The 24,969-nt window shown below is 53.8% G+C and carries 28 protein-coding genes, 1 tRNA gene and 1 pseudogene; 20 read left to right on the top strand and 10 right to left on the bottom strand.

From position 1 onward, the window contains the following. Positions 1-23: 23 nt before the first annotated feature. The 4 genes from J2T58_RS02320 to J2T58_RS02305 all read left to right on the top strand — a co-directional run bounded on the left by J2T58_RS02320 (position 24) and on the right by J2T58_RS02305 (position 1,824). Complete coding sequence (locus tag J2T58_RS02320) at positions 24-464, top strand: Lrp/AsnC family transcriptional regulator (RefSeq protein WP_253487123.1); 441 nt, start codon at positions 24-26, stop codon at positions 462-464. 23 nt (positions 465-487) lie between these two features. Next, positions 488-763 carry a hypothetical protein gene (locus tag J2T58_RS02315; protein WP_253487122.1) on the top strand — a complete coding sequence of 92 codons (276 nt, stop codon included), beginning with the start codon at positions 488-490 and terminating at the stop codon, positions 761-763. Positions 764-776: 13 nt separating this feature from the next. Then, entirely contained in the window at positions 777-1,229 is a 453-nt protein-coding gene (locus J2T58_RS02310; protein WP_253487121.1) for a hypothetical protein, read from the top strand. Between the two features lie 175 nt (positions 1,230-1,404). Further along, the gene (locus tag J2T58_RS02305) at positions 1,405-1,824 is read left to right on the top strand and encodes a type IV pilin domain-containing protein (RefSeq protein ID WP_253487120.1); all 420 of its coding nucleotides are present in this window, start codon (positions 1,405-1,407) and stop codon (positions 1,822-1,824) included. A gap of 2 nt (positions 1,825-1,826) precedes the next feature. Here J2T58_RS02305 and J2T58_RS02300 read toward each other — a convergent pair. The 6 genes and pseudogenes from J2T58_RS02300 to J2T58_RS02275 form a co-directional block, all read right to left on the bottom strand. Then, positions 1,827-1,979 (bottom strand): annotated as a pseudogene (locus J2T58_RS02300) (DUF447 family spectrin-like domain-containing protein); the annotation flags it as partial. Positions 1,980-2,001: 22 nt separating this feature from the next. Further along, positions 2,002-2,097 carry a type II toxin-antitoxin system HicA family toxin gene (locus J2T58_RS02295; protein ID WP_253487284.1) on the bottom strand — a complete coding sequence of 32 codons (96 nt, stop codon included), beginning with the start codon at positions 2,095-2,097 and terminating at the stop codon, positions 2,002-2,004. Positions 2,098-2,216: 119 nt separating this feature from the next. After that, on the bottom strand, positions 2,217-2,450 hold the full coding sequence (locus J2T58_RS02290) for a type II toxin-antitoxin system HicB family antitoxin (RefSeq protein ID WP_253487117.1): 234 nt from the start codon (positions 2,448-2,450) through the stop codon (positions 2,217-2,219). 81 nt (positions 2,451-2,531) lie between these two features. Beyond that, the gene (locus tag J2T58_RS02285; RefSeq protein WP_253487116.1) at positions 2,532-3,122 is read right to left on the bottom strand and encodes a DUF447 domain-containing protein; all 591 of its coding nucleotides are present in this window, start codon (positions 3,120-3,122) and stop codon (positions 2,532-2,534) included. Beyond that, complete coding sequence (locus tag J2T58_RS02280) at positions 3,107-3,925, bottom strand: triphosphoribosyl-dephospho-CoA synthase (protein ID WP_253487115.1); 819 nt, start codon at positions 3,923-3,925, stop codon at positions 3,107-3,109. Before J2T58_RS02280 ends, J2T58_RS02285 begins: the two co-directional genes overlap by 16 nt. After that, the gene (locus tag J2T58_RS02275) at positions 3,897-5,030 is read right to left on the bottom strand and encodes a methanogenesis marker 9 domain-containing protein (RefSeq protein WP_253487114.1); all 1,134 of its coding nucleotides are present in this window, start codon (positions 5,028-5,030) and stop codon (positions 3,897-3,899) included. Before J2T58_RS02275 ends, J2T58_RS02280 begins: the two co-directional genes overlap by 29 nt. A 101-nt stretch (positions 5,031-5,131) precedes the next feature. Between J2T58_RS02275 and cfbA the strand changes: the two genes are divergently transcribed. From cfbA to J2T58_RS02240, 7 genes are all read left to right on the top strand, one after another. Beyond that, positions 5,132-5,536, top strand: coding sequence for a sirohydrochlorin nickelochelatase (gene cfbA, locus J2T58_RS02270; protein ID WP_253487113.1), 405 nt, complete (start codon positions 5,132-5,134; stop codon positions 5,534-5,536). Then, the gene (cfbE, locus tag J2T58_RS02265; protein ID WP_253487112.1) at positions 5,505-6,737 is read left to right on the top strand and encodes a coenzyme F430 synthase; all 1,233 of its coding nucleotides are present in this window, start codon (positions 5,505-5,507) and stop codon (positions 6,735-6,737) included. The genes cfbA and cfbE overlap by 32 nt, the downstream gene beginning before the upstream one ends. Before the next feature lie 5 nt (positions 6,738-6,742). Further along, a complete protein-coding gene (cfbD, locus tag J2T58_RS02260) occupies positions 6,743-7,804 on the top strand; it encodes a Ni-sirohydrochlorin a,c-diamide reductive cyclase catalytic subunit (RefSeq protein WP_253487110.1) in 1,062 nt (353 codons plus the stop codon). Continuing rightward, positions 7,804-9,189: a Ni-sirohydrochlorin a,c-diamide synthase gene (gene cfbB / locus J2T58_RS02255; protein ID WP_253487109.1), complete on the top strand. Its 1,386-nt coding sequence runs from the start codon at positions 7,804-7,806 to the stop codon at positions 9,187-9,189. Before cfbD ends, cfbB begins: the two co-directional genes overlap by 1 nt. Before the next feature lie 29 nt (positions 9,190-9,218). Beyond that, positions 9,219-10,082 (top strand): branched-chain-amino-acid transaminase, encoded by an 864-nt coding sequence (gene ilvE / locus J2T58_RS02250; RefSeq protein ID WP_253487108.1) that lies wholly within the window; start codon positions 9,219-9,221, stop codon positions 10,080-10,082. Positions 10,083-10,143: 61 nt separating this feature from the next. Continuing rightward, positions 10,144-10,216: transfer RNA gene (locus tag J2T58_RS02245), tRNA-Glu, on the top strand. 152 nt (positions 10,217-10,368) lie between these two features. Then, entirely contained in the window at positions 10,369-11,694 is a 1,326-nt protein-coding gene (locus tag J2T58_RS02240; protein ID WP_253487107.1) for an ATP-binding protein, read from the top strand. A 63-nt stretch (positions 11,695-11,757) separates the two neighbouring features. Here J2T58_RS02240 and J2T58_RS02235 read toward each other — a convergent pair whose 3' ends face one another. The 4 genes from J2T58_RS02235 to thiC form a co-directional block, all read right to left on the bottom strand. After that, positions 11,758-12,675, bottom strand: coding sequence for a beta/alpha barrel domain-containing protein (locus J2T58_RS02235; protein ID WP_253487106.1), 918 nt, complete (start codon positions 12,673-12,675; stop codon positions 11,758-11,760). Positions 12,676-12,733: 58 nt separating this feature from the next. Further along, positions 12,734-13,162, bottom strand: coding sequence for an Hsp20/alpha crystallin family protein (locus J2T58_RS02230; protein WP_253487105.1), 429 nt, complete (start codon positions 13,160-13,162; stop codon positions 12,734-12,736). A 17-nt stretch (positions 13,163-13,179) separates the two neighbouring features. Then, positions 13,180-15,573 (bottom strand): CDC48 family AAA ATPase, encoded by a 2,394-nt coding sequence (locus J2T58_RS02225; protein ID WP_253487103.1) that lies wholly within the window; start codon positions 15,571-15,573, stop codon positions 13,180-13,182. Positions 15,574-15,728: 155 nt separating this feature from the next. Further along, positions 15,729-17,006 (bottom strand): phosphomethylpyrimidine synthase ThiC, encoded by a 1,278-nt coding sequence (gene thiC / locus J2T58_RS02220; protein ID WP_253487101.1) that lies wholly within the window; start codon positions 17,004-17,006, stop codon positions 15,729-15,731. A gap of 176 nt (positions 17,007-17,182) precedes the next feature. Here thiC and J2T58_RS02215 point away from each other — a divergent pair, with 176 nt between their 5' ends. The 9 genes from J2T58_RS02215 to J2T58_RS02175 all read left to right on the top strand — a co-directional run bounded on the left by J2T58_RS02215 (position 17,183) and on the right by J2T58_RS02175 (position 24,960). Next, positions 17,183-17,911 (top strand): anaerobic ribonucleoside-triphosphate reductase activating protein, encoded by a 729-nt coding sequence (locus J2T58_RS02215; RefSeq protein WP_253487099.1) that lies wholly within the window; start codon positions 17,183-17,185, stop codon positions 17,909-17,911. After that, a complete protein-coding gene (locus J2T58_RS02210; RefSeq protein WP_253487097.1) occupies positions 17,865-18,413 on the top strand; it encodes an AAA family ATPase in 549 nt (182 codons plus the stop codon). The genes J2T58_RS02215 and J2T58_RS02210 overlap by 47 nt, the downstream gene beginning before the upstream one ends. Next, the gene (locus J2T58_RS02205) at positions 18,410-19,183 is read left to right on the top strand and encodes a sugar phosphate isomerase/epimerase family protein (RefSeq protein ID WP_253487095.1); all 774 of its coding nucleotides are present in this window, start codon (positions 18,410-18,412) and stop codon (positions 19,181-19,183) included. Before J2T58_RS02210 ends, J2T58_RS02205 begins: the two co-directional genes overlap by 4 nt. Next, positions 19,180-20,112: a ribonuclease Z gene (rnz, locus tag J2T58_RS02200; RefSeq protein ID WP_253487283.1), complete on the top strand. Its 933-nt coding sequence runs from the start codon at positions 19,180-19,182 to the stop codon at positions 20,110-20,112. The genes J2T58_RS02205 and rnz overlap by 4 nt, the downstream gene beginning before the upstream one ends. Positions 20,113-20,133: 21 nt before the next feature. Continuing rightward, entirely contained in the window at positions 20,134-21,339 is a 1,206-nt protein-coding gene (locus J2T58_RS02195) for a magnesium transporter (RefSeq protein ID WP_253487093.1), read from the top strand. Between the two features lie 9 nt (positions 21,340-21,348). After that, on the top strand, positions 21,349-22,560 hold the full coding sequence (locus J2T58_RS02190) for a potassium channel family protein (RefSeq protein WP_366518428.1): 1,212 nt from the start codon (positions 21,349-21,351) through the stop codon (positions 22,558-22,560). A 26-nt stretch (positions 22,561-22,586) separates the two neighbouring features. After that, positions 22,587-24,422, top strand: a complete 1,836-nt coding sequence (locus J2T58_RS02185; RefSeq protein ID WP_253487091.1) for a DHH family phosphoesterase — start codon at positions 22,587-22,589, stop codon at positions 24,420-24,422. Between the two features lie 77 nt (positions 24,423-24,499). Beyond that, positions 24,500-24,751, top strand: a complete 252-nt coding sequence (locus J2T58_RS02180) for a DUF7123 family protein (protein WP_211531132.1) — start codon at positions 24,500-24,502, stop codon at positions 24,749-24,751. Between the two features lie 29 nt (positions 24,752-24,780). Further along, positions 24,781-24,960 carry a hypothetical protein gene (locus J2T58_RS02175; RefSeq protein WP_253487090.1) on the top strand — a complete coding sequence of 60 codons (180 nt, stop codon included), beginning with the start codon at positions 24,781-24,783 and terminating at the stop codon, positions 24,958-24,960. The last annotated feature ends 9 nt before the right edge of the window (positions 24,961-24,969 follow it).

Raw genomic sequence — 24,969 nt, 5'->3', positions numbered from 1 at the left:
TTTGTGATACAACCATCAGAGTAATGGATGCGACCGATCATGCCATCCTTGATGCGTTGATGAGTGATGCCAAAGTACCGCTGGCTGATCTCGGGAAGCGGCTCTCTATTGCCCCTTCGACAGTATTCAAACGGATCGAGCGATTGAAACAGGAAGGTGTGATCGCGCGGTTTACTATTGCCGTGAATCCTGAATTTTTCCCGCGCCGCCTTGTTTCATTTCTTTCGATCAAGGTTGATCCCGAGGCGGCCGACGATCTGATCACTCTTCTCAGGGAGCGGCAGATCGTCAGGGAGGTCTTTGAAGTACTCGAACCAAATGACTACCTGGTCAAGGCGGTGACATCGGATATCTCTGAGCTGAAGAATGAGCTCATCCACCCGATATCGGCATTGCCGGGCGTCCGTGAGGTGAATACAATCCTTGCAGTCAGAAAGATCAAAGAGCAGACATATGTTGGATAATGGTTCTGTGTATGGAGGCGGCAATGGCATTTGAGATGCTGTATGGGATCCTCGCGATCATCACCCTCATCATGGGGGCGGCACTGATCGTCCTGATGTACCTCTCCTATAAACGGGTGAAGGACAAGACACTCCTCCTCTTCAATCTGGGTCTCTTCCTCCTCGTCATCGGGATCGTCTTCTCGGATATCGTCGCGATGATCTCCGGGGAGGGCGTGATATCGTACTGGTCCATCGTCACCGCCCGCCTCCTCCAGATTGCAGGAATCGGGTGTATGATCACGGGGGTCTTCCGGTAGGAGGGTACAGGCTATGGGATTTGGCGCCTCATTCGCACGCGACTGGACGATCAGCAAGACATCGAGGTTCTTTGGCAAGAACAGAATTGCCGATCCCCTCCTTAAACGTCTTGCCGCAGATCCATCAGAAGCAGTTCGGGAGGCGGTCGCCCGGCATGCCTCGGCTCTCGGGGCTGAAGAGGGGGCAGGGTTCCGGCGGCGTGTCCCCGAGGGGGAGGTTCTCCTCATCGTCGAGAGCTTCCTGCTGACGGCGGGGGTGCCCTATGAGAGGAAGGGCGATAATGCCATTATTATAAAAAAGGATTTCACCGCATCGGTCGATAGCGGCCTCTGCTGCCCCCTGATTGCCTCCTCGTACCTGACCGGCTTCCTCGCCGCTGTTCTTGAGAGCTGGGAGAGGATCGAGACGGACGAGGAGATTAGGTGCCGGAAGAGGGAAACAAACAAGTCTTTTCCATCTGAATAGGAAATGATATTTCATAAACCGGGTTTTGTCTACATTTTCTTCTCCTGGTAATCCACATCCAATATATATATGTAGATCTTATCACAATCATTGTATATCCGCACCCTGCCCGGAAGATGCGGGACTCTTTCAAGGATCCAAAGATTCCGGTGATGGGGACGTGAGGTGAATGATTATGACGATGAAGAGAAATGACGATGCAGTCTCACCGGTCATCGGTGTCATCCTGATGGTCGCCATCACGGTGATCCTCGCTGCAATTATTGCGGCGTTTGTGTTCGGGCTGGTCGGCGGGACGACAGCGACGAAGGTTGTTGGTGTGACTGTTGCACAGACAGGTGAGAATATTGGTAATATCACATGGCAGGGTGGAGCGGATATCCGGGATATTGCATATTGGAATGTAACCAGCCCTGCTCAAGATGATGATTTCAATGAAAAATATGATTTCGAGGAAGATGGTATTCTTGGTAAGGAAGGCGACCCATCTGTTGGGTCTGTTTGGCCAATACAAATGAAGGCTGGCGACAGGGTCGTTATAACCGCAACATTTGAAGATGGTGCATCACAGGTCATCTACGACCGGCGGTTCTAATACTAAAACCCTTTTTTATTTGCATTTTTTCTATCAAGCCATTTCCCCCCGCACTTCCTCGCAAGCACCAGGTGATGGCGGATCAGCCACCCCAGATCGGGATCATGGGTCCGGAGGTACCGGGTCATATGAACCGCCGCCTCGATGATGGCGTTGAATACCCGGTTTAAGAAGGTATTACGATGGGTCTTCTATCTCATCACGATCAATACCAGCCTGTTTCAGTATCTCTATCAGAGTGCCAGTTGGTAGTTCACGTTTATGAAAAGGAATAATGACCCTGCGCTTTGTTTCAGGGTTGAAAAATCTGATGGCTTCCCTTTATTCGATCCAGCAAAAACCCTCTCTTCTGGATAATTTTGATAACCTTTTGGGGTGTGAGTACCGGTAATTTAGGCATATGCATCTATGGTTATGGTATATTCGAGGAGTCCTCCATCTGTCGGCACCTCCTCTCCCTTCTCCAGAAGATGCTCAATATAGAGCTCTATTGCTTCTTTTGCCATATCTATTGCGTCATCTATCGTTTCGCCAAAGGTAATACAGCCGGGTAGTGTCGGAACAGTGACGGTAAATCCACCTTCGGGTTCTTTACGGAGCAGAATACGATAATTCCTGTATGTCATGATCATCTCCGGGGTATGGTAGCGGGACACCCGGGTTTTCCACCATAATAGTTTTTGTATCGGGTATAGATAATCTCTCTGCTACAAAGATTCTTGCAGGATGAGCGCCTCAATAACCCCCGCCGCTTCCCTCTCCCGCTCGCCCCCGCACTTCCTCGCAAGCACCAGGTGATGCCTGATCAACCACTCCAGCTCAGGATCATGGTTCCGGAGATACCGGGTCGTATGGACCGCCGCCTCGATGATGGCGTTGAACCCCCGGTTCACCGGGCGGTGGATCGGATCCACAAGGACTCTCTCCTCAATAGGCATCAGCTCGATGCTGTATGCCTCGCTGCTCTCCCCGATGACGCGGGCAGAGAAGGCGGCCCAGGCATCGGCGGCGGCGAGCCGGTGCATGGGAATCCCATCGACCTGCTCGGAGACGAATGCCTCTTCCGGGAGATCCCCAAAGGTCGTCTCGACGAAGAGGAGGGGGTCATGGACGATATTGGCGACGAACCAGCCGTCCCGGACGACATTCTCTGCGGTATGGCTCCCCTTGAAGAGGGCAAGGGTATACCGGCCGCCGCGGGAGATGACCCCCATCGGGGCGGCGTTGAACCGGGTTGTCCCGATCACCTCGTTGATACCCTCCCGGAGGAGCGGGGGGTGGTTCAGTCCCACTGCCACCCCTCGGTCAGGGCAAGGTAGATCCCGGCGATGGCGATGTCGGCGAGCGATCCCGGGTTGATGCCCCGGCGGATGCACTCCTCATCCATCTCCTGGATCGTCCGCCGTCCGGCAAGGACGTCCTGCGCCATCGCCATCGCCTCGAGGGCGGCCTTCTCACCGAACTTCTTGGCGATGAAGGTATCCGGCTCCTCTGCCATCAGCGCGATGAAGAGCCGGCTGATGACACCGGGGCCGCCCCTTGCCTCATGGAGCCGGTCGGCGAACTGCCGGGTGAGAGGGTAGCCGTCGATCCATTCACGGCAGACCATGTCGCGGGGGGCAGAGTATGCCATCACATCGCGGAGTGTCATCCCTTCCTCGCGGATGCGGCGGATCGACTCCGGGTCCTTCACATCAAGCCCGTCTGATTCGAGGACACGGACCTCCGTCAGCGAGAAGGCTTCATAGAAGGCAACCGCATCATCGATGGTCGTCTCCTCGATCCGCCGGAGAGCGCCAGGAATCCCCCCTCCCATGATGAGGGGGAAGAGGAGGATATATGCGCCAAAATGCGTATTTCCACCGGAGTGGCTGTTTGTCAGGATGACCGCCTGCCGGATAGCCTCGCCGATCCCGGTCCTGCCTGCCTCGGCGTCATCAAGGGCGGGCCGGGCGGCAAGGACGGATGCGAGGAAGTGCTCAAGCCGGGTATCATGGTAATCGTGGCAGCGGTCGACGTTCCCCGGCTTTGGATACGCCGTCACCTCAAGCATCATTGCGAGCTGGGCACGCTCAGCACGGGATCTCCCCGGGTCCTTCATGAAATATCTCCTCCATGATCTTCTGGCCAAGATGCCGCTTCTCCTTCATGTATGCCACCTTCGAGATCCCGAGGTTCTGCAGCGTCATATCGCGGAACATACAGGGGGTTGATGACTTACAGCACCAGGCAAGGCTCCCAAAACAGGTATGTGATCCCCCTTCCAGCACCGTCTCCTTCGTCACCCTCTTCTTCAGGGTCAGATACTCATCACGAGTCATATCAAGCCCTTTTATCGCAGGGAGAAGCGGGCACTCCTTCACCGGCATACAGCAGAAGGCAAGGGAGCGGAGGTCACCCCCCCGGCAGAGCTGCTTCGGTGCATTATACCACCCGACCTCATCGGCATACCGCCTGATAGCGGCATCAAGGCCCTTGAGGGTATGGAGATCCGCCCGCCGGGCGAGGGAGACGAGATCAGCTCCGTGGGAGAACTGGTCCATCACCCGATCATAGGAGTGCATCGAGTTATTGGCGATGATCTGGAGGGGGACGGCATTGCGGATCTGGCGGATCTTCTGGTGGCCCAGATCCATCAGGTCGATATGGATGATGTCCGCACCCGCCTTCCAGAGTGCTCGTGCCAGTGCCCGCTCATCGGTAAGCCCCACCCGCATCTTCACCGAGACGCAGGTATCCATCGTCTTGAGCGCCCGGACGATAGCACAGAGATCATGGTGGTGCGTCAGGAGATGTTCGCCGGTCCCGGCATCGATCATCGGCTTCTGGCGGCAATGGGCATCGATCTCATAGATGACGGTATCGCCGATCTCATCTGCAAGTGCAGCAAATGCGGCCGGTTTTCGCCCCCGCAGATTGATGCCGGGGACAACATCCGATCCCTTCAGCTTCTCCACTTCAGCGCGTATCCCTTTTGCCGGATCATCAAAGAAGAACTCGGTTCTCCCGGCCTCGGCAAGATCATGGCTTGCAAGAATCGTCTCTTCATCGATGGAGAAGCCCCCAAGGAACGCAGCACCCACATGTCCTGCCCGTTGTAGCACATATCCGGCATCCACAACCCCTGCCATTGATGCAAGTGCAATAGGCGTCCTGACGATCTGCTGGTTCATCAGGAGCTCAAATCGTTCATAAGCCTCCATCATAGATTCATATAAATTAGAAATGATAGCGTATAGCACTTTGGATCGCTTCGTCCGGAAGCAAATTAATAACACTTTTCTGGTAGAAAAGTACAACTCTTCTTATGACAAAGAAAGGATTACTCCTTGTTGGACATGGCAGCAAACTCCCCCATAACAAGGCACTCATCGACAATACCGCCACCATCATGGCAGCAAAAAGCGACCAGTATATTGTCAAATCCGGTTTTATGAGCCTGAATGAACCGACGGTCGAGGAGTCGCTGAAGGCTTTTGAGAGTGAGGATATCGATCTCCTCGTCGTCGTCCCGCTCTTCCTTGCAAAGGGTGTGCATATCCTGAAGGATATCCCCGGCATCCTCGGTCTTGGAGAAGGGGAGAAGAAGGGCGTCTTCAGGATGAACGGAAAGGAGATCCCGCTCCTGTATGCCGACCCCATCGGCGGAGATCCACTCCTTGCCGAACTGATGCTGAAGAATGCAGAGAACGCGATCCGCGATCACCTCTGAACCTCCGATGCGCCTCCTGGTGCTCGATACCACCCATGGCGGGGGGACCCTCGCCACCGCCCTTGCCGAAGAAGGGCATATCGTGGACTGCGTGGATATCTATTACGGGAGGGATGGCATCCCCTCCGAAGCAGCCCGCACGCGATTGTATAACGCATGTATTGCGCCTGTCCACCTTGATCCGGCATATCCGCTGCTCCATCGCGGCCTTCCTGTGATCACCCATCACCAGGCGGCAGGACTTCTTCTGGGAGGGGATCTTCCAACACCTTTTATCGAGATAACCGGGGAGCGCGGGAAGACGACCACGGCGTATGCCCTCGCCCACCTGATGGGGGGGGCGGGTATCCTGCATACATCATCCGGGGATATCCGGTATCCTGAGAAGACGTTGCTTGGGAGATACAGTATCACCCCGGCAAACATTATTCGGCCGGTACAGGAGGCACGGCGACTGCATGGGTGGTGTATTGCAGAGTCCTCGCTTGGGGTCTCCGGGAGGGGGGATCTCGGGATCCTCACCTCGCCCGGCGACTACCGGATCGCCGCCGGGAAGCGGTCGGCCCTTGAGGCGAAACTTTGCCATCTCAGTACATGTTCGCAGATCCTCCTCCCTGAGGGGATCTGCGTCGATCACCCGGATGCCCATACTGTTGGAGATATCGCCTCTTCCCGGGGGACCACCATCTCTTACTCGTTTGACGGGATCGAGGGATCGTTTGATCATCCCCTCCTTCTGCTGGAGGGGTACCGCCACCCCCTCCTGATGGCAACTGCCGCAGGCTGCCTCCTTGGGATCGACCCCGCCCCGCTTCAGAGTTTTGAGGCCCTCCCCGGCAGGATGCAGACGAGATATGAGAACGGCTGCCTCATCGTTGATGCCGCAAACAGCGGAACAACCAAAGATACAACCATCGAGGCGGCACGGTATGCACGGAAGATAGAGAGCGGAAAAGACCTTCATCTCATCATCGGCCAGGATGCACATGCCGTCTGCGAAAACTTCGCTGAGGATGCTATCATCGCGGCCATCGAGGCTGTTGCTCCGGATGATCTCACCCTCGTCACCCCTGATGAGCCATCAGACCTCCTCTCCCGCTATCCTGCGTGCCGGAGGGCAGCATCTCTTGAGGCGGCAATCGCCACTACAGAAAAGAGAGCAGATACCATCATTCTCCTTGCAGTCAAGACATGGAGGTAACAGAAGTGCACTACATACAGCCACGACCAAGTTCCATCGTCGCCGCCCTGTACACAGCCCGTGATCTCGGCGTCGATGTTGCAATATTACACGGCCCATCGGGCTGCTCCTTTAAACATGCACGCCTCCTCGAAGAGGATGGACTGCGTGTCGTCACCACCTCACTCTCGGATGATGAATTTATCTTCGGCGGGCAGCCGATCCTTGAGGATCTCCTGAAGTATGCCGAAGAGACCTTCAAACCCGGTCGTATGGCGGTCATCGGGACCTGTGTCTCGATGATCATCGGTGAGGATATGCAGGCGGCAATCGACGCATCCGACGTATCAACACCGACGATACCGATGGATATCCATGCAGGCTTCTCTGAGAATATCGACGGGGTCATCGCGGCACTTGAGCCTGCTGCGCGTGCCGGCTGGATCTCCGAGGAGGAGCTTGCACGCCAGCAGGTGCTGCTTGCAGGGGCAAACCAGGTCGAGAAACTCAGGGGCGCCGCCTCAAAGCGGTATATTGAGCCTGAGCGCGGTGATCTCAAACATATCGCCGCAAATGCTCTCCTCACCCTTGCACGGAGCGGGAAGAAGGGGATGGCGGTGATGAATGCCAAGAAAGAGACGGCTTATATGTTCATTGATGCCCTCCTCGCGCTTCATGAGGTCGCCCCGGATGCGGATATCACGTATCTTGTCAATCTCGATGATCGGGGGCTTCCCAAGGTGCGTGCGGATGCAGAGAGGATTTTAAACGAGGCCAAAGAGCGGGGGCTGCCGATCACCATCCTCGGCGCTCTCGATGAGTATGGCGTCATCGGGGATACTATCGGCGAGGCTATCCGCGAGCGGGCTCCCGACTATCTCCTGATCGTCGGTGTCCCCCATGCGGTTGAGGCGCAGTATACCGAGGGGATCGAGGTCTTCTCGATCACAAATGGTCCGAGGCAGGTCGCCCCCCTCCGCGAACTGGGCCACCAGCATGTGCTGGTCGAGATTGATCTCCATCCAAAGACCCTCGGTGTCCGGTCCATCGTTGAGAGCGAGTTTGGAGCAGTCCTCAGGAGCCTCTGATGCAGACCCTCCTTATCACCGGGGACCGGTCCGGCTGCGGAAAGACGAGCATCACGCTTGCCATCTCGGCTATCCTTGCAAAGAGGATGCCGGTGCAGACCTATAAGGTCGGGATGGATTATATCGATCCATCCTACCTCACCGGCGTGACCGGGAGGCCCTGCCGGAACCTCGACAGCTATGTCCTCGATGATGAGGGGCTCCGGGGCGTCTATGCCCATGCATCAGCGGGTGCAGAGATCGGGATCATCGAGGGTGTTCGGGGCCTCTACGAAGGGGCTGATGTTCTCGGAGACACCGGGAGTACCGCATCTGTTGCAAAGGCACTCGGCGTCAATGTCATCCTCGTCATCAATGCAAAGAGCATCACCCGGAGTGCGGCGGCTATCGTCAAGGGGTTCATGGCATTTGATCCCGGGGTACGAATCCGGGGTGTGATCCTCAATAATGTCTCCGGCGGCCGCCATCTGGAGAAGGCGAAGGGTGCAATCGAGCACTTCTGCGGGATCCCGGTCATCGGTGCGGTTCCGCACACCCCGCAGATGGAACTTGCGATGCGGCACCTCGGCCTTGTGCCATACCGCGAGGGGAGCGAACAGGATGAGTTCAGAGACAGAATTGAGACCATCACAAGGGTGATCGGGGAGTATATCGATATCGAGGCGCTCCTCTCAATTGCAACTGAACCTGCACATCCCGGCACCCCTCACCCCGCATTCGACCCGGATCATCCGATTGATCTGAGGATCGGCGTTGCCCATGATGAGGCATTCAACTTCTACTATGCCGATCTCTTCGATCTCCTCCGCGCAGGCGGAGCAGAGCCGGTCTTCTTCAGCCCGATCCACGATCGCCTCCCCGATGCCGACGGATACATCCTCGGCGGGGGCTACCCCGAACTCTATTCTGCTGAACTGGAGAGGAATGATGCAATGCGCCAGGCGATTGCTGAGGTGGTGCAGAACAATACTCCGGTCTATGCCGAGTGCGGCGGGCTGATGTACCTCACCCGGTCGATCACCAGAAAGGCAGGATTCCAGGGTTTGGAGAAGGCAGAGACGCATACAATGTGCAGGGTCTTCCCCGGAGATACCCTTATGCCATCATCCCGGGTTCTCGGCTATGTCGAGGGAAGATCATGTGCCGGACCGATGGGGATGGCTGCATTTCGTGGCCATGAGTTCCATTACAGCGAGATCCGGATGGATCCAGACGTCAGATACGCTTTTTCCCTGACACGGGGAAAAGGCATCGCGGATGGCAATGACGGGATTCTTCTGAAGAATGCCATCGGAAGCTATGCACATCTCCATCCTGTTGCAGGCAGCGGAATGATCCGATCCTTCATCTCAACCTGCCGGGATCAAAGTACGAAGCAAAACTAATACATTGATCCTCTCTCCAATACCTGATCATGGAAGTCTATATTGATGGAGCATTCGTTCCACAGGAGGAGGCGAAGGTCTCGGTCTTTGACCACGGTTTCCTCTATGGGGATGGGGTCTTTGAAGGGATACGGGGCTATAACGGGAAGATATTCCGCCTTAAAGAGCACGTTGACCGCCTGTATGATTCGGCGAAGACGATCGATATGGAGATCCCGATCTCAAAGGAGGAGTTTTCAGAGATCATCCTTGAGACGGTCCGGAGAAATAACCTCAATAACGCCTATATCCGTCCGATCGTCACCCGGGGAAGCGGAACGATGGGGCTTGATCCGACACACTGCCCAAAACCGACGATCATCTGTATCGCCATTGAGTGGGGGGCGATGTATGGTGACCTCTATGAGAAGGGACTCACCGCTGTCACCGTCGCGGTCAGGAGGAACGCGCCGGATGCACTTCCGCCAAATGTCAAGAGCATGAACTACCTCAATAATATCCTCGCCAAGATAGAGGCGAACTACAAGGGCGGGGACGAGGCGATCTTCCTTGACGCACAGGGGCGTATATCCGAGGGATCCGGGGATAACATCTTCATCGTCAAGAACGGGATCATCCACACCCCGCACACCCTGACAAACCTTAAAGGAATCACCCGGGACGTTCTTATCGAGATCGCAGAGAGCCTCGGTATCCAGGTGAAGATCGTTGAGCTTGGATTCTTTGATCTCTATACGGCAGATGAGGTCATCGTCACAGGAACTGCTGCTGAGGTTGCCCCGATCGTCAAGGTCGACGGACGAGCCATCGGAAGCGGCCGGCCCGGCCCGATCACAAAACAGATCATGGCCGCCTTTAAGACGATCACCGAGAAGGAAGGTACCCCGATCTAAGGATCGAATGGATACCTTTTTATTTTTCAAGGTCTACCTTTTATAGCAATTCAGTTGCACTGCTGATATAGTGTAGTGGCCAATCATGTCGGCCTTTCACGCCGACGACTGGGGTTCGAATCCCCATATCAGCATCCTTTCCTTTTCAATCGATATTTCTTCTTCGTTTATGGAAGTACAATCATTCACACCTCTTCACTTTTGCTATCGTTTCCATACGATAAAATGAAGCTATTTTATCGTTTATGGACGATAAGTATATGAATCAGGATGCCCGTCATTGATCATGGATACTGTGGCCAAACTCAAGGCTGCCATAGTCGAGTGGCAGGAGCGGGATCTTCCGACGATCTATCCCCGGCAATTCAGCATACAGCTCGAGCTCCCGCATATCAATGACATTATTGGTGTACGGCGATGCGGAAAGACCTATTGTATGTTTCAGCAGATTGAAGAGCTGATCAGGGCAGGTATCCCAAAGTCGCAGATCCTCTATCTCAATATTGATGACGACAGATTGCAGCCTCTGAATGGAGATGAACTTGACCGACTACTCGATACCTTCAGGGAACTCTATCCTGTACGTGATGATGAGAGACTGTACCTCTTCCTCGATGAGATCCAGAACTTCCCAGGATGGGAGCTGTGGATCAAAGGCATCTATGACAGGAAGAAGAACCTGAAGATCGTTATCAGCGGATCGAATGCATCACTTCTCTCTGAAGAGGTGGCCAATCGTCTCACCGGGAGGCACATTACAACCATCCTGTATCCATTCAGTTTCAGAGAGTATATCGTGCACCATGAAATCCCGATCGATCTCAGGACCCTGCCATACTCAGAGAGGAGATTTGAGATTAAGCGTCTTTTGAATGAATTCCTCCATCGCGGTGGATTCCCGGAGGTCATTCTCTACCCTTCGGCCGATGTAACCGTCCTTCTCCAGTCGTACTTTGATGATATCATCTTCAGGGACATCGTGACCAGACATGGGGTGAGAAATCCCGCTCTTTTCAAGGATCTTGCTATCTTCTGTATATCCAATATTGCCAAACCCCACACCTATAATTCGCTCAGAAAGCTCTTCTCCGGATTTGAGACGATCAGTACTGATGCAATAATTCGCTATCTCTCCTATCTTGAGGATGCATTTCTCCTCATTTCAATCAGGCATTATGATGACTCTCTCAAAAAGCAGATGAATAAACCGAGGAAACTCTATTGTATTGATCCCGGCATGATGAATGCGGTATCATTCCGTTTCTCTGAAGACACCGGACGGCTCTTTGAGAACCTGGTATGTATCCAGCTTCACCGGACCGGCCATGAGATCTATTACTGGCAGGACGAAAGAGGCCGGGAAGTGGATTTTGTTATAAAAACGGGGCTGAAATCCTTTGAGGTAATCCAGGTGTCGATGGATATCTCAGATCCAAAGACGCGTGAAAGGGAGATGAAAGGGCTTCTCTCTGCCATGGCACACTTTGGAGTCTCCGAGGGACTCATCCTGACATCAGACCTCTTTGAGGAGGAGACGGTATCCGGTAAAACCATCCGCTATCGGCCACTCTGGTACTGGCTGCTCACACAGGACGAACCAGGGAAGCGATAATGGAGACATCAATCCTTTTGGACTTATATAAAATAGATGAGAAAGTGAGGGACCAAACCCTCTTCATTCGCCTGTATAAATCTTCCATGCCGTCTCGACATCGGCACCCTCGACCGTGATCGCGAAGATGGCGTTGCAGAACCGGACCGCGGCATCGTGCCCCTTCTGGTGGATGTTTCTTCCTGTTGCATTCCCTCCGGCTCCACCGGTATGGATCTGATCATACAGTTCGGAAAGGAACTTCCTCTCATCTGTTGAAGAACCACCGGCACAGACGACCCTCGTCCTTCCGGCGGCAAGGACAGCCTCCTTCAGGAGTTCTGCCGGGGTTGACCCTTCCTTCTTCGGGGCATTCACCTTCACATAATCTGCACCAAGGGCGGCGGCAACACCAGCGGCACCGGCGATGAGATGGGGATCCTTCTCATCCTTCACAGCCGCACCGCGTGGATAGATCCAGAGGACGACGAGGAGCCCGTTCCGGTGCGCATCAAGGATCACCTGCTGTGCCTCACGAAGCATATCGGCCTCAAACTCTGATCCGATATAGATGGTATAGCCGACGGAGGTTATCGCAAGCCCGGTCCGGTCACGGAGATCGACAACATCCTGAACAGAGACGAGGAGCGGGCTGACCGGATCCCGCTGCCCGGTCTTGACAAGGTGTGTCTTGGAATTGAGTTTCACAAGATAGGGGACATCGGCAAAGTCCATCCCGTACCGTGCGATCAATCCAAACTGGGTCGCAAAGACGCCCACCTTCCCTTCGGCAGCAACCCTGAAGAGATGGATAGGGTCGCAGTCATCCGGGTGAATATCCTCCCCATAAAAGTCGTCATTGAGATGCTCGACCTTCTGATCTCCGGCAAAGAGCATCAGCCGGCCGGTACCACGGGTGATCCGCTGATAATTTGCTATAAACGTATCACATGCCGCATACGGAACGTCAAGTGGAATAGAGAAGAGTTCTTCTGAGCTCATGCTCAAGCATATCATCCGCTGGCTGATTAATGCTTACGATGCGGAGATGAAAAAAAGGTTATTCGATATGGATGACCTTATGGCCCCTGTCAGAACGTTTCCTGCAGGTGATCTCAAGGACACCATGGATACAGCTCATCGTCACATCCCCGGTATCCACCTGCGGGAGATCCACGACTGCGATCGGGGTCTGCCGTTCATGCGAGACGATATGCAGCCGCCCACCCTCAAAGAATATCCGGATCTCCTCGGGATCATAACCGGAGACATCAGTCACGATCATCAGATCGTCATTGATCTCATAGACCTCGACCGGATGCTCCTTCTCCTCAAACGGATCGTCATGGACATTCATGGGCATACCGTTGATCACAACCCGGAAACCGAGGACCCGTGGGAACGGGCCCTCAATCGCCATCGATTCGGCCATGATCTTCCGGACTGCATCAACCAGTTCTTTATAAGCATCAGATGGTTTCTCACTCATCTCTCATTCACACCTGTTTATCCTTCACTCAATGCTTTTTCCAGTTCCTTGGTTCGCGTTCCTATCTCTTCAAACTGCTTCCTGCCTGAGGTGACGAGATCGCGGAGCCCGGCTGCATCCGAGGTTATCTGTTCACTCTTCTCTGCAAGTTCAGCACGTTTTGCAACATTCATGGCCTTCTCAAGCAGACGTCGCTGGTCCTCATTATAGAGGAACTCCCAGGACTGCCGTTCAGACGCCTCAATGGCATCCCGGTCAAGTGATGGCTTCACCTTCTGTCTGGCGAGCTGGACATGCTCTTTGGTGACACGGACATTTGCCATGGCATCCTGTATCTCCTGCTCACTCTTCCCATGCATCCTTGCGATGAAGTCGCGGATTGCGTGGAGCTTCGCCTCTCGGACGAGCGCCTCAATATCAGCCCCGACATAGCCTTTCGTCTCTGCAACCAGCCCGTCGATATCGATATCCTTTGCGAGGACTCCCGTCTCATCCCTGAGATAGACCTCGAAGATCTGCCTTCGCCCTTCGGCATCGGGTGGTGGAACAAAGATATGACGCTCAAGACGGCCCGGCCGCATCAGGGCGGGATCCATCATATCCGGCCGGTTGGTCGCTCCGATCACTACCACATTCTTCAGCTCCTCAAGACCATCGAGTTCCGTCAGGATCTGCGAGACGACACTCTCGGTGACATGGGATGATCCCGCATAGGTGCCACGGCGCGGAACCAGAGCATCAACCTCATCGAAGAAGATGATCGAAGGGGATGCCTGGCGGGCCTTTCTGAAGATCTCCCGGACACCCTTCTCCGATTCACCAACCCATTTTGAGAGGAGTTCGGGGCCTTTGATCGAGATGAAATTACATTCGCTCTCGTTTGCAACCGCCTTGGCGAGGAGTGTTTTGCCGGTTCCGGGTGGTCCGAAGAGGAGAATCCCTTTTGGTGGCTGGGTGTTGAGCCGGTGGAAGATATCCGGGAACCTCAGCGGCCACTCCACCGCCTCCCTCAGTTCATCCTTCACATCATTCAAGCCGCCGACATCCGCCCAGTGGACGTCCGGAACCTCGACAAGCACCTCACGCATCGCACTCGGTTCAACATGCTTCAGAGCCTCGTCAAAGTCCTCACGGGTGACCTTCAGCTCATCGAGGAACTCGCTTGGGATGTCCTCATCGATATTGATCTTCGGGATGATCTTCCGGAGAGCATGCATCGCCGCTTCCTTCACCAGGAGGGCAAGATCCGCACCGACGAAGCCGTGTGTGATATCTGCGAACTGTGAGAGATCAACATCTTCCCCAAGGGGCACTCCCCGGCTGTGAATCTGCAGCACATCGAGCCGCCCCTTCTTATCCGGGATGCCGATCTCGATCTCACGGTCGAACCGCCCTCCACGCCGGAGTGCAGGATCGATGGCATCGGGGATGTTGGTTGCAGCGATGACGATCACCTGGCCACGGCTCTTCAGCCCGTCCATCAGTGAGAGGAGCTGGGCGACAACCCGCCGCTCGACCTCGCCTTTGGTATCCTCACGTTTCGGTGCGATCGAGTCGATCTCATCGATGAAGATGATCGTCGGGGCATTCTCCTGCGCCTCTTCGAAGACCTCACGGAGCTTTCCTTCCGACTCTCCGTAGTACTTGCTCATAATCTCGGGACCGGAGAGGGTGATGAAGTGGGCATCCACCTCACTTGCAACAGCCCGTGCAATGAGCGTCTTGCCGGTTCCCGGAGGTCCGTAGAGCAGAACACCCTTCGGCGGCTCGATCCCAAGCCTCTCAAAGAGCTCGGGCTGGCGGAGAGGAAGTTCGATCATCTCCCTGACCATCTGCAACTCTCTGCCGAGGCCCCCGATATCCTCATAGTGAATATCAGAGATGCCCTCCTTCCCCTTCTCCCCTTCATACGGGGTCTCCTTCAGCTCCACCTCGGTATCTTCGGTGACGATTGCTATCCCTTTCGGGCTCACCTTTGCGATGACGAAGGTGAGCGGGTTTCCAAGGACATTGACCCGGACGGTCTGACCTGATGAGACGGAACGGCCATGGAGCATCCTCTTGAGGTACTGCTCTCCACCGACGAGCCGGATCGGCTGAGTCGGCTGAATGGTGATCTTTGTTGCATACCCCGCCTCAAGCTTTTTGATCCTGACCCTGTCGTCTATCCCGGCCCCGGCATTGCTCCTGACGTTCCCGTCAATCCTGATGACAGCCCGTCCCGTATCCTCAGGAAAACCCGGCCAGACGATAGCCGCTGCCTTCTTCCGGCCTGAGATCTCGATGACATCGCCTGAGACCAGGCCAAGCTGTTTCATAACATCAATGGAGAGGCGGGCAATACCCCGTCCGGCATCGCCATGAGCCGCCTCCTTGACGATCAGATCCATTGAATCTTTTGTACCTGTCATAATGAACACCTGTGATTTACCATACGTTAGTCTTAATTAGTATATAAATATTCCTACAGACGCCCTTTTGCCACCATCGGTACATGGAGTAAAGAGTCCGGAGACTCCTAAAAGAGAAAAAGGTTACGATGAAATGGGCAGATTGGCCCAAAAAATTAGAAGTTGAAGTGTTTCCCAACGATCTTCAGAGCGCAGAAGTCACCGCACATCGTGCAGGCGTCAGTATCCGCCGGTGCACGGCTGTCCCGGATATGACGGGCACGCTCAGGGTTCATGGCGACAGCAAACTGCCGCTCCCAGTCGAGATCACGGCGTGCATGTCCCATCTCGAGATCAAGCGCCCGTGTCTTCTTCAGTTTCACCATATCACCGGCATGTGCGGCAATTCGGGACGATATGACACCTTCATAGACCTCCTCAGGGGTTGGAAGGGCGAGGTGCTCCGCCGGCGTCACGTAACAGATGAAGTCGGCACCTGCTGATGAGGAGAGGGCTGCTCCGATTGCAGCTACCCGATCATCGTACCCTGGTGCGATATCGGTGACGAGAGGACCGAGCATATAGAATGGCTTATTGTTCGTCACCCGCTTCTGGAGCTGGACGTTGGTTGCGATCTCGTCAATCGGGATATGGCCGGGACCTTCGACGATGGTCTGGACACCGAAGGCGTTCGCCTGATCAGCGAGCTCGGCGTTGATGAGAAGCTCCTGGATCTGCGCCCGGTCGGTTGCATCATGCACCGCACCGGCCCGCATCCCGTTTCCAAATGAGAGCGTGACCTCATGCTCCTTCATAATCTCGAGGAGATAGTCATAGCGGCGGTATAACGGGTTCTCCATCTCGTTATGCAGCATCCAGGCGGTCATAAATGCACCACCCCGTGAGACGAGTCCCCCGTGACGCCCCTGGTTCTTCAGGCGTTTCATCGTCTCCCAGTTGATACCGGTGTGAATCGCCATGAAGTTCGTTCCAAGCTTTGCCTGATCCTCTGTCGCCTTGAAGAGATCATCTTCATCCATATGGATGACTGCCCCCTTCTTTCGTGCCGCCTCGATGAATGCCTGGTAGAGTGGAACAGATCCGACGGAGAGTGTTGTATTCTCAATGACCCGACGCCGGATATCAAGGAAGTCGCCGCCGGTCGAGAGCTCCATAAGGGTATCGGCACCGGCAAGCTCAGCCTGACGTGCCTTCTCAACCTCTTCATCAATATCAACGATATCAGAAGATGTCCCGATTGAGGCATTCACTTTTGTCCGAAGCCCCTCACCGATACCGCAGATCTTTACATCCCTGTACGGGCTGATCGGGATGACGATATGCCCCCCGGCGACACTTCTTCTGATAAAATCCTCAGTCACACCTTCAGCCTGTGCGACGACCTTCATCTCTTCTGTGATGATGCCACGGCGTGCATCCTCAAGTAACGTCATACTTATGAAGAGGTCAAATGAGCAGATAAAGCCTTTTATTTTACAAAATAAAGGCAATATTACTTTCTTTGCAGGCAATAAATATTGCTTTACCTACATCATAAAAAATTGCTGAGGTGCAGATGAAGATACCTTAAAGCAAATTCAGGCCAAAGATGTATCCTGCCGGTGATTTTTTGCGCGTTAATTTTGGTGGCTTTATTCCTATCAGTACTGTCGACTGGCCGGGGCGTGCTGTATGCACCGTCTTCCTCAGAGGGTGTCCGGTCAGGTGTGACTACTGCCATAACAGGAACCTCCAGAATGGCGAAGATTACCGCCCGGCTGATGAGATCATCGATCTGATCCGCTCCACCAGAATAGCGGTCTCGGGGGTTGTCTTCTCCGGCGGTGAACCGACACAGCAGGGAGAGGCACTTATTGAACTTGCCCGACGGGCTAAAGGTGAAGGGTTCCTCGTCGGACTTCATACAAATGGCGTCTATCCTGCTGTCATTTCAGATCTGATAGCAGAGAGATCAGTCGATCGGATAGCCCTCGATATCAAGGCACGATGGAACAGATATGACAATCTCCTTCGGGAGAAGTATGCCCTTGCTGTACAGGAAACACTCAAGGTCTGCAAAAGAGCATTTATACAAGGAAAACTCCCGGAGTTCCAGGTTGTGGTTACCCTCTTCCGGGGATATGAGGATGAGGTCAGGTATATCTCATCCGAGGCTGAAGGGGTTGATCTCGTCCTCCAGCAGGGGATATACGGACGGGTACGCCCCCTCTCACCAGACGAACTCAGGCAGATAGCAGACGGAATCGGGCGTCCTGTCATCATCAGAACGCGGGAAGAAGGAGAGATACGATATGAAGGTAATAGGATTGGTCGGTCTTCCGGCGAGCGGCAAAGGTGAATGCTCCTCCATAGCCGGGGAGCTTGGCATCCCTGTGGTTATCATGGGTGATATTATCAGGGCGTATGCACAGGATGAGGGGGTTGAGGCGACCGATCAGCACCTTGGAACGATTGCCCGCCGTCTGAGGGAGGAGAGGGGAATGGCAGCTCTGGCCGAACTGACGGTCCCCGCTGTCAAAGAGCATCATGCCCCCATCCTCCTCATCGACGGGATACGGGGTGTGGCTGAAGTACAGTATTTCAGATCAAAATTTGATGACTTCACACTGATCGCAATAGACTGCCCGTTCCATCTCAGGCTCTCCCGTCTTCAGGAACGGGGCCGCTCAGATGATACCCTCAGTGAGGCGGATCTTCGATCCCGGGATGACCGGGAGTGCAGTTTCGGCCTCGGTGAGGCGATGAATAGTGCGGACAGACGGATATCCAATACCGGCAGCCTGCAATCATTTTGTGAAGAAGTGAGAAGAGTGTTACAGGAGCTACGGGATCAGCCATGAAGAACGGCATCTACTTTTCATCCTCCTCCAAGGTATGGGACGACCCGGAATGGGTCTTTGGAATCGAAGATGCAGGATATGATGGATGGGAGATTTCTGCAGACGGGCGGTACCGGCTTGATGATCCCGAAAAGAGAAGAATAATTTTCGACATCATCGGGAGTACGGATCTTGGAATAACCGTCCACGCCCCCTATGGTGACCTGAATCTTGCATCCTTTAACTATCCGATATGGCGTGAGTCAATCCGCCAGACCTGCCTCTGCATTGAACATGCTGCCGATCTCACCAGCCGTGTGACGATACATCCCGGCTACCTCTCCCCGATAGCCAAACTCGATCCCGGGCGTGCCTGGGGACTCCAGAAAGATGCACTCCGGGAGATCGGTGCGGTTGCAGAAGAGTATGGGCTCCTCGCCTGCCTCGAGAATATGATATCCATCAAAGAATTTCTCTGTCGCGATCCCCTGGAGCTCTTCGGGATGGTGGAAGATATCCCCGGAATCGGGATGACATTTGATATTGGCCATGCCAATACAACCGGAACCGTACAGGAGTTCCTCACACATATCGGGGATGCAGATCACCTCCATCTCCACGACAATCATGGCAGCTCGGATGAACATCTTGCCCTGAGGCGCGGCACCATCAACTGGGAGAAGGTAGCAGCTGCTGTACGTGATTCATATAGCGGAGTCATCGTGATTGAGGGGAGAGATCTCGATGAAGCCAGAGAGAGCCTCGCCGTCATCAGGGGTTGGTCATTATAGCGGGAGAGACACTTCATGTTCACTTCCTCGGTACTGCGGGCGCCCTGCCGACACCACAGAGGAACCCGTCCTGCATCATGATCAGACGGGGCTCAGATACCCTCCTCTTCGACTGCGGCGAGGGTGCCCAGCAGCAGATGATGCGTGCCAGGACGGGCTTCACCGTTGATGCCATCTTCATCTCCCACTGGCACGCGGACCACTATCTCGGGCTCTTCGGGCTTATCGAAACGATGGGATTCAATGGGCGGACAGAGCCTCTCAGGCTCTATGGACCCCGCCGTATCTTTGAGTTCCTCTCGATCATCAGGCAGATGAACCAGACCATCTCTTTTCCAATAGAGGCGGGGGAGCTCTCGGATGGGGAGGAGATTCAGTTTGACGGCTACCGGGTGATTGCATTTGCAACCCGGCATGGGTGTGAAAGCTACGGCTTTATCCTCAGGGAGGATGATCGCCCGGGCCGGTTCGATCGGGAAGAAGCAATCAGACTGGGTATTCCGCCGGGTCCACTCTTCGGGAGGCTTCAGCGAGGGGAAGAGGTTACTGTTACTGTCGATGGTAGAGCAACCACCATCCGGCCGGATCAGGTGATGGGTACGTCACGCCCCGGCAGGGTGGTCGTCTATACCAGCGATACACGCCCTCTCGCCCGCTGGCCGAAAGCCGCAGATGATGCCGACCTTCTCATCCATGATGCTACCTTTGATGATGCAGAGGAGAAACGATCTGCCGAGGTCTACCATTCGACGGCCGGGGGAGCGGGTCGGGCTGCGGCTCTGATCCGAGCGGGCCGTCTGGCACTCGTACACATCAGTTCACGCTACACATCAACGGTTAGTCATATACAGGATGCAGAACGACAGTATACAGGAGAAGTCCTGCTTCCACAGGATTGTTCGATGATCGAGATACCATACCGGGATTGATGAAGATGGAGGACATTATTGATGAACCAAATGATAGCCGGCCTCCTTCGCAGGCATCAGAACTTCCTGGCGGGTCTCGTTGCACTTCTCCTGACGACCGTCTTCGCCTCAATAGCAGGAATCTATCTTGGTTCTGTCAATGAGATACTCATTCTCATACCGGGACTGATGATCCTCGTCCCCTCGTCCATTAACATGCGTGGGGCGATCGCCGGTATCCTTGCATCCAGGCTGGCATCTGCGATGCATATCGGTGCTTTTGATATTGACTATAAAGAAGGCTCTGTCCTTGGTGATAACCTCAGGGCAACCTTCATCCTTACTGTCCTCATCGCTGCAATCGTCGGTCTGCTTGGGTATATCATCGGTATTGCAGCCGGCCTTGATATCATCCCTGTGATGGATATGATCCTCATCTCCGTCATATCCGGCTGTCTCGCAGGGGTGATCGTCACCCTCATCACACTCATCGTCTCCCTTGCAACCTACAGGTACTCAGTCGATCTGGATATGATCGGAGCGCCAACCGTCACCACAGCGGGGGATGTCATCACCCTCCCGCTCCTTGTTATTACTGCCGTCCTCGTCGTCGGGCTTCCCCCGTCTGTCAGGTATCTCCTGCTGGGAGTCGTTGTTCTTCTCCTCATCCTCAGCATAATTGGAACGCTGAAAGGGACAGATACTGTACAGTCGATCATCAGGGAAGGTCTGCCACTTCTGGCACCCCTCTGCATCCTTGGAACCATCGCCGGTGTTGTTTACACTGAGGGGCTGGAGGACCTTGTTGCGACAGCAGCTCTTCTTATACTGATCCCTCCTTTTATGAACGGGTGTGGAGCCATCGGAGGGATCATCTGCTCCCGCCTTGCGACCGGGATGCATATGGGTTCGATTGAGCCGAAGCTGATACCTGGCCGGGAGGTATTCTCAGGATTTGGAACCAATTACATCTATACGTTAACAATACTCCCGCTGATGGGGTCCATCGCTCATTATTCGGCCCTCCTGATCGGACTTGACTCACCCGGACTGCTGCTCATGGTTGCCATTGCAACCGGGTCGGGCCTCATTGTCGTCACCGGGATGAACCTCCTCGCCTATATGACAGCCAGTATCTCCTTTACCCTCGGGTATGATCCTGATAACTTCGGCATCCCGGTGGTGACAAGCAGTATCGACCTCATCGGGGCGACTGTGCTGATCATGATGATCCACCTGGTGCTATAGTGATAAGTAGTGCCAGATACAGTAGATAATGAAGATATGTTCGACCTTGATCGTCAGCCTGTCAATTTCAAGGATGTCCTCATTGAGATGAAGGATGTCTCTGAGTTGATGGTCGATCTGGCATATTCGGCTATCCTCTTTGAGAGTAAGGAGATAGCCCGTGAAGTTGTCAACCTTGAGGAATCGATGAACCGGCTTCTCTACCAGGCCAGAATAACAAGTATTCTTGGAGCCAGGAGGATGGAGGAGGCCGAGTCGATGAGCGGTCTCCTTCAGATTGCAGAAGGTGCTGAGCGGATATCCAATGCCGCCTCAGACATTGCAAACGTCATACTGAAGGGTATTCAGATCCCAATCAGAATGCGCCGTGCCCTCCCGGAAGCAGAAGAGGTCACCGTCCGGATCGAGGTTTTGGAAAGCAGCGACCTTACCGCTGCCCTTCTGGGAGATATCCGCCTTCAGAGCACAACCGGAATGCGGATTATCGCAATTCGACGCGGGCGTCTCTGGATCTATGATCCGGATAAGAATACACGCCTTGAGCGGGGGGATGTCCTGATCGCCAAAGGGCCTGAGGATGGAATCGATCCCCTCTGGCGACTGGCAGGAAATGCCCTCCCGGAGATAGATTCAGGTATTGGCCAGCCGGTTGACAACCTTGATCGTGCCGTACTTCTGATCGTCGAGATGAAGAATATCAGTGAGCTTGCGGTCGGGCTTGCATATACTGCACTCCTCTTCGATAGCAGGGATATTGCAGAGGAGGTGTTCTGGCTCAATGAACGGATGGATTCGATGCGCCTCTCCCTTGAGCTCTGGGTTCTGGAGGAGGCAAAGAAGATTGAGCCCATCGAGAGTCTCCGGGGCCTCCTGCATATGGCCGCGTTTGCTGATGCAATCTGCAGTGCAGCTTCATCTATTGTTGATGTCATCAGACGTGATATTGAGATTCCTCCGATCTTCAAGAAGATTATTCGGGAATCAGATGAGATAATCTCCCGGATTGATGTTCAGGCAGATTCATTCCTTGATGGTAAAACCCTGAAGGAAGCTTCCCTTGGCGCAGTAACAGGCATGATCGTCCTTGCGATCAAACGCGGGGAACAATGGATCTATCGACCAAAAAAGAATGCACGGTTGTATGAGGGCGATACCATCATCGCCAAAGGACGCCGTGATGGAGAGTGTCGTTTGTTTGACCTCTCCAAGGCAGAGCAGTGAGATTATACGAGAAATCTGGTAGTAATATGGCAAATAATAGAGAAATTGTTTATAAACTCGGCCCTGGATGTGAGGTTGAGGATGTACAGGAGGGGAACATTTACCTTGGAAAAGTCCAGGGTTTTGCAAACTTTGGAACCTTCGTCCAGTTGAATAACTCCATCAAAGGGTTGATCCATAAAAGTAATGCGCTGACACAACACAACGAGCGGGCTGATATCCTCGTGATGGTTGTACAGGTCCGCCCAAATGGAAATATCGATCTCCGTGAAGTTCTTCTTGAGGAATACACGACAGAGCTTGTAAGCAGACAGGTAAAAACAACACAGCTGACTGATCTGAAGGGGCGGATCGGCCGGCGTGTCACCATCGAAGGCGAGCTTGGCCAGGTTAAGCAGACGAGTGGCCCCACCATCTTTACCATCATCGATGAAACCGGAAGTGAGAGCGCGGCTGCCTTCATCGAGGCCGGTGTTCGTGCATACCCTGAGGCTAATACAGGTGACATCGTCCGCGTCTCCGGAGAGGTGATGAAGAGGAACAACCAGCTTCAGATTGAGGTCTCAAGCCTTGAGGTTCTGAAAGGCGAGGCTGCAGAGATTGTGAAGGGTCGAATCGAAGAAGCACTGAGCATCCGTTCCGAACCTGCGGACAATTCATTCCTCGTTGAGAGTGAGGTGCTCACCAGGCTCAGACCGGAGATGCGCAAGCTTGCAAAGATCATCAGGCGGGCAGTATTTACTCAGCAGCCGATCATTCTGCGACACCATGCTGATGCTGACGGTATCTGTGCCGCATCAGCAATTGAGACTGCGGTCGTCTCCCTCCTTCGTGAGCATGGCAATGACTCAGATGCCGAGTTCTATCTCTTTAAACGCTCACCTTCAAAGGCACCGTTCTACGAGATTGAGGATATCACAAGAGATCTCGACTTTATGCTAAAAGATGCGGTCCGATTTGGCCAGAAACTCCCCCTCATCTTCCTGATGGATAATGGTTCAACCGAAGAGGATATGCCTGCATATAAGATTGCACAGGTATATGACCTTGATATCGTTGTTGCTGATCATCACCACCCTGATGAGATCGTCGATCAGTTCCTAAAGGCCCATGTCAACCCGTACCATGCCAACGGAGACTTTGGATTAACAGCAGGAATGATCGGCACCGAGCTGGCAAGAATGATCAATCCGGACATTGAAGATCGCATCCGCCATCTTCCGGCCATTGCTGGTGTCGGGGACAGGAGTGAGTCCACCGAACTTCCACAGTATCTCGCACTTGTTGAAGAAAACTATTCTGTTGAGGATTGTAAAAAGATTGCACTCGCTCTTGATTATCAGCAGTTCTGGCTCAGGTTTAATGACGGGCGTGAGATCGTCAGGGATATTCTGAATCTGAATAACAATCCAATGCGGCATAAAAGGCTTATCTCCCTCCTCGTCGAGGAGGCAACAGCTGCAATCGAAGAGCAGGTCAGAACCCTTATGCCTCATGTTGAAGCACGGCAGCTCGCATCGGGAGCCAATCTGTTCATCGCTGATGTTGAGATGTATGCACACCGGTTCACCTTCCCCCCACCGGGGAAGACATCAGGAGAGATACATGATATCCTCTGTAAAAAACATGAAGGAGAGCCTGTCGTCACCCTTGGCCTTGGACCAGACTTTGCAGTCCTCCGTTCACGCGGCGTGATGATGAATATCCCAAGGATGGTTCGGGAGCTGCGTGATGAGATCTCCGGCGGGGGGGTAAACGGTGGAGGACACCTTGTCGTCGGCAGCATCAAGTTTGTGGAGGGCATGCGGGCGACTGTCATCGAAGCGTTGATCGCAAAGATATCGGAAGCCCCGGTCGCCTGAAAAGATCCCGAAGCGTTCAGTACGAACGCAAATATTTTATACTTGCATGAAGAAAATGTAACACCAGAGGTAATCAGATGACTGTACCAGAAAGCATCCGTGACAGGTATAATGATACGCAGGACAGGATTCTGAAATATCTGCGTGGGGGCGTCCAGAAAGGCCGACACTTTTTCAAATCCAAGTATATCGCACATGATCTCGGTCTCTCTTCAAAGGAAGTGGGAACCAACCTTGCCATCCTCTCGGAGATCTGTGATGATCTGGAGATTAAACGCTGGAGTTATTCAAACAGTACAACCTGGATGGTCACGCCGCGAGCCATATAATTTTATTCTATCAACACCCATTTTTGGATATGTCAGATAAGGTTGCTGAGATTACAGGTACGATTGAGTTTGTTGCGAATATTGATGAGAAGAAGGACTGTCTCATGTCGCAGGACCCCCCTGAGTCGCTCTGGTTTAATATTGATATTGAGAAGGGACATGGACTGCAGGCCGGGGACAGAATAAAAATCACTATTGAGCGGATATAATATCTGCTC

The organism is Methanocalculus alkaliphilus, from assembly GCF_024170505.1.
Taxonomy (GTDB): domain Archaea; phylum Halobacteriota; class Methanomicrobia; order Methanomicrobiales; family Methanocorpusculaceae; genus Methanocalculus; species Methanocalculus alkaliphilus.
Note: the sequence above shows the minus strand (reverse complement) of the source record. Positions and strands in the feature narration are given on the sequence as shown.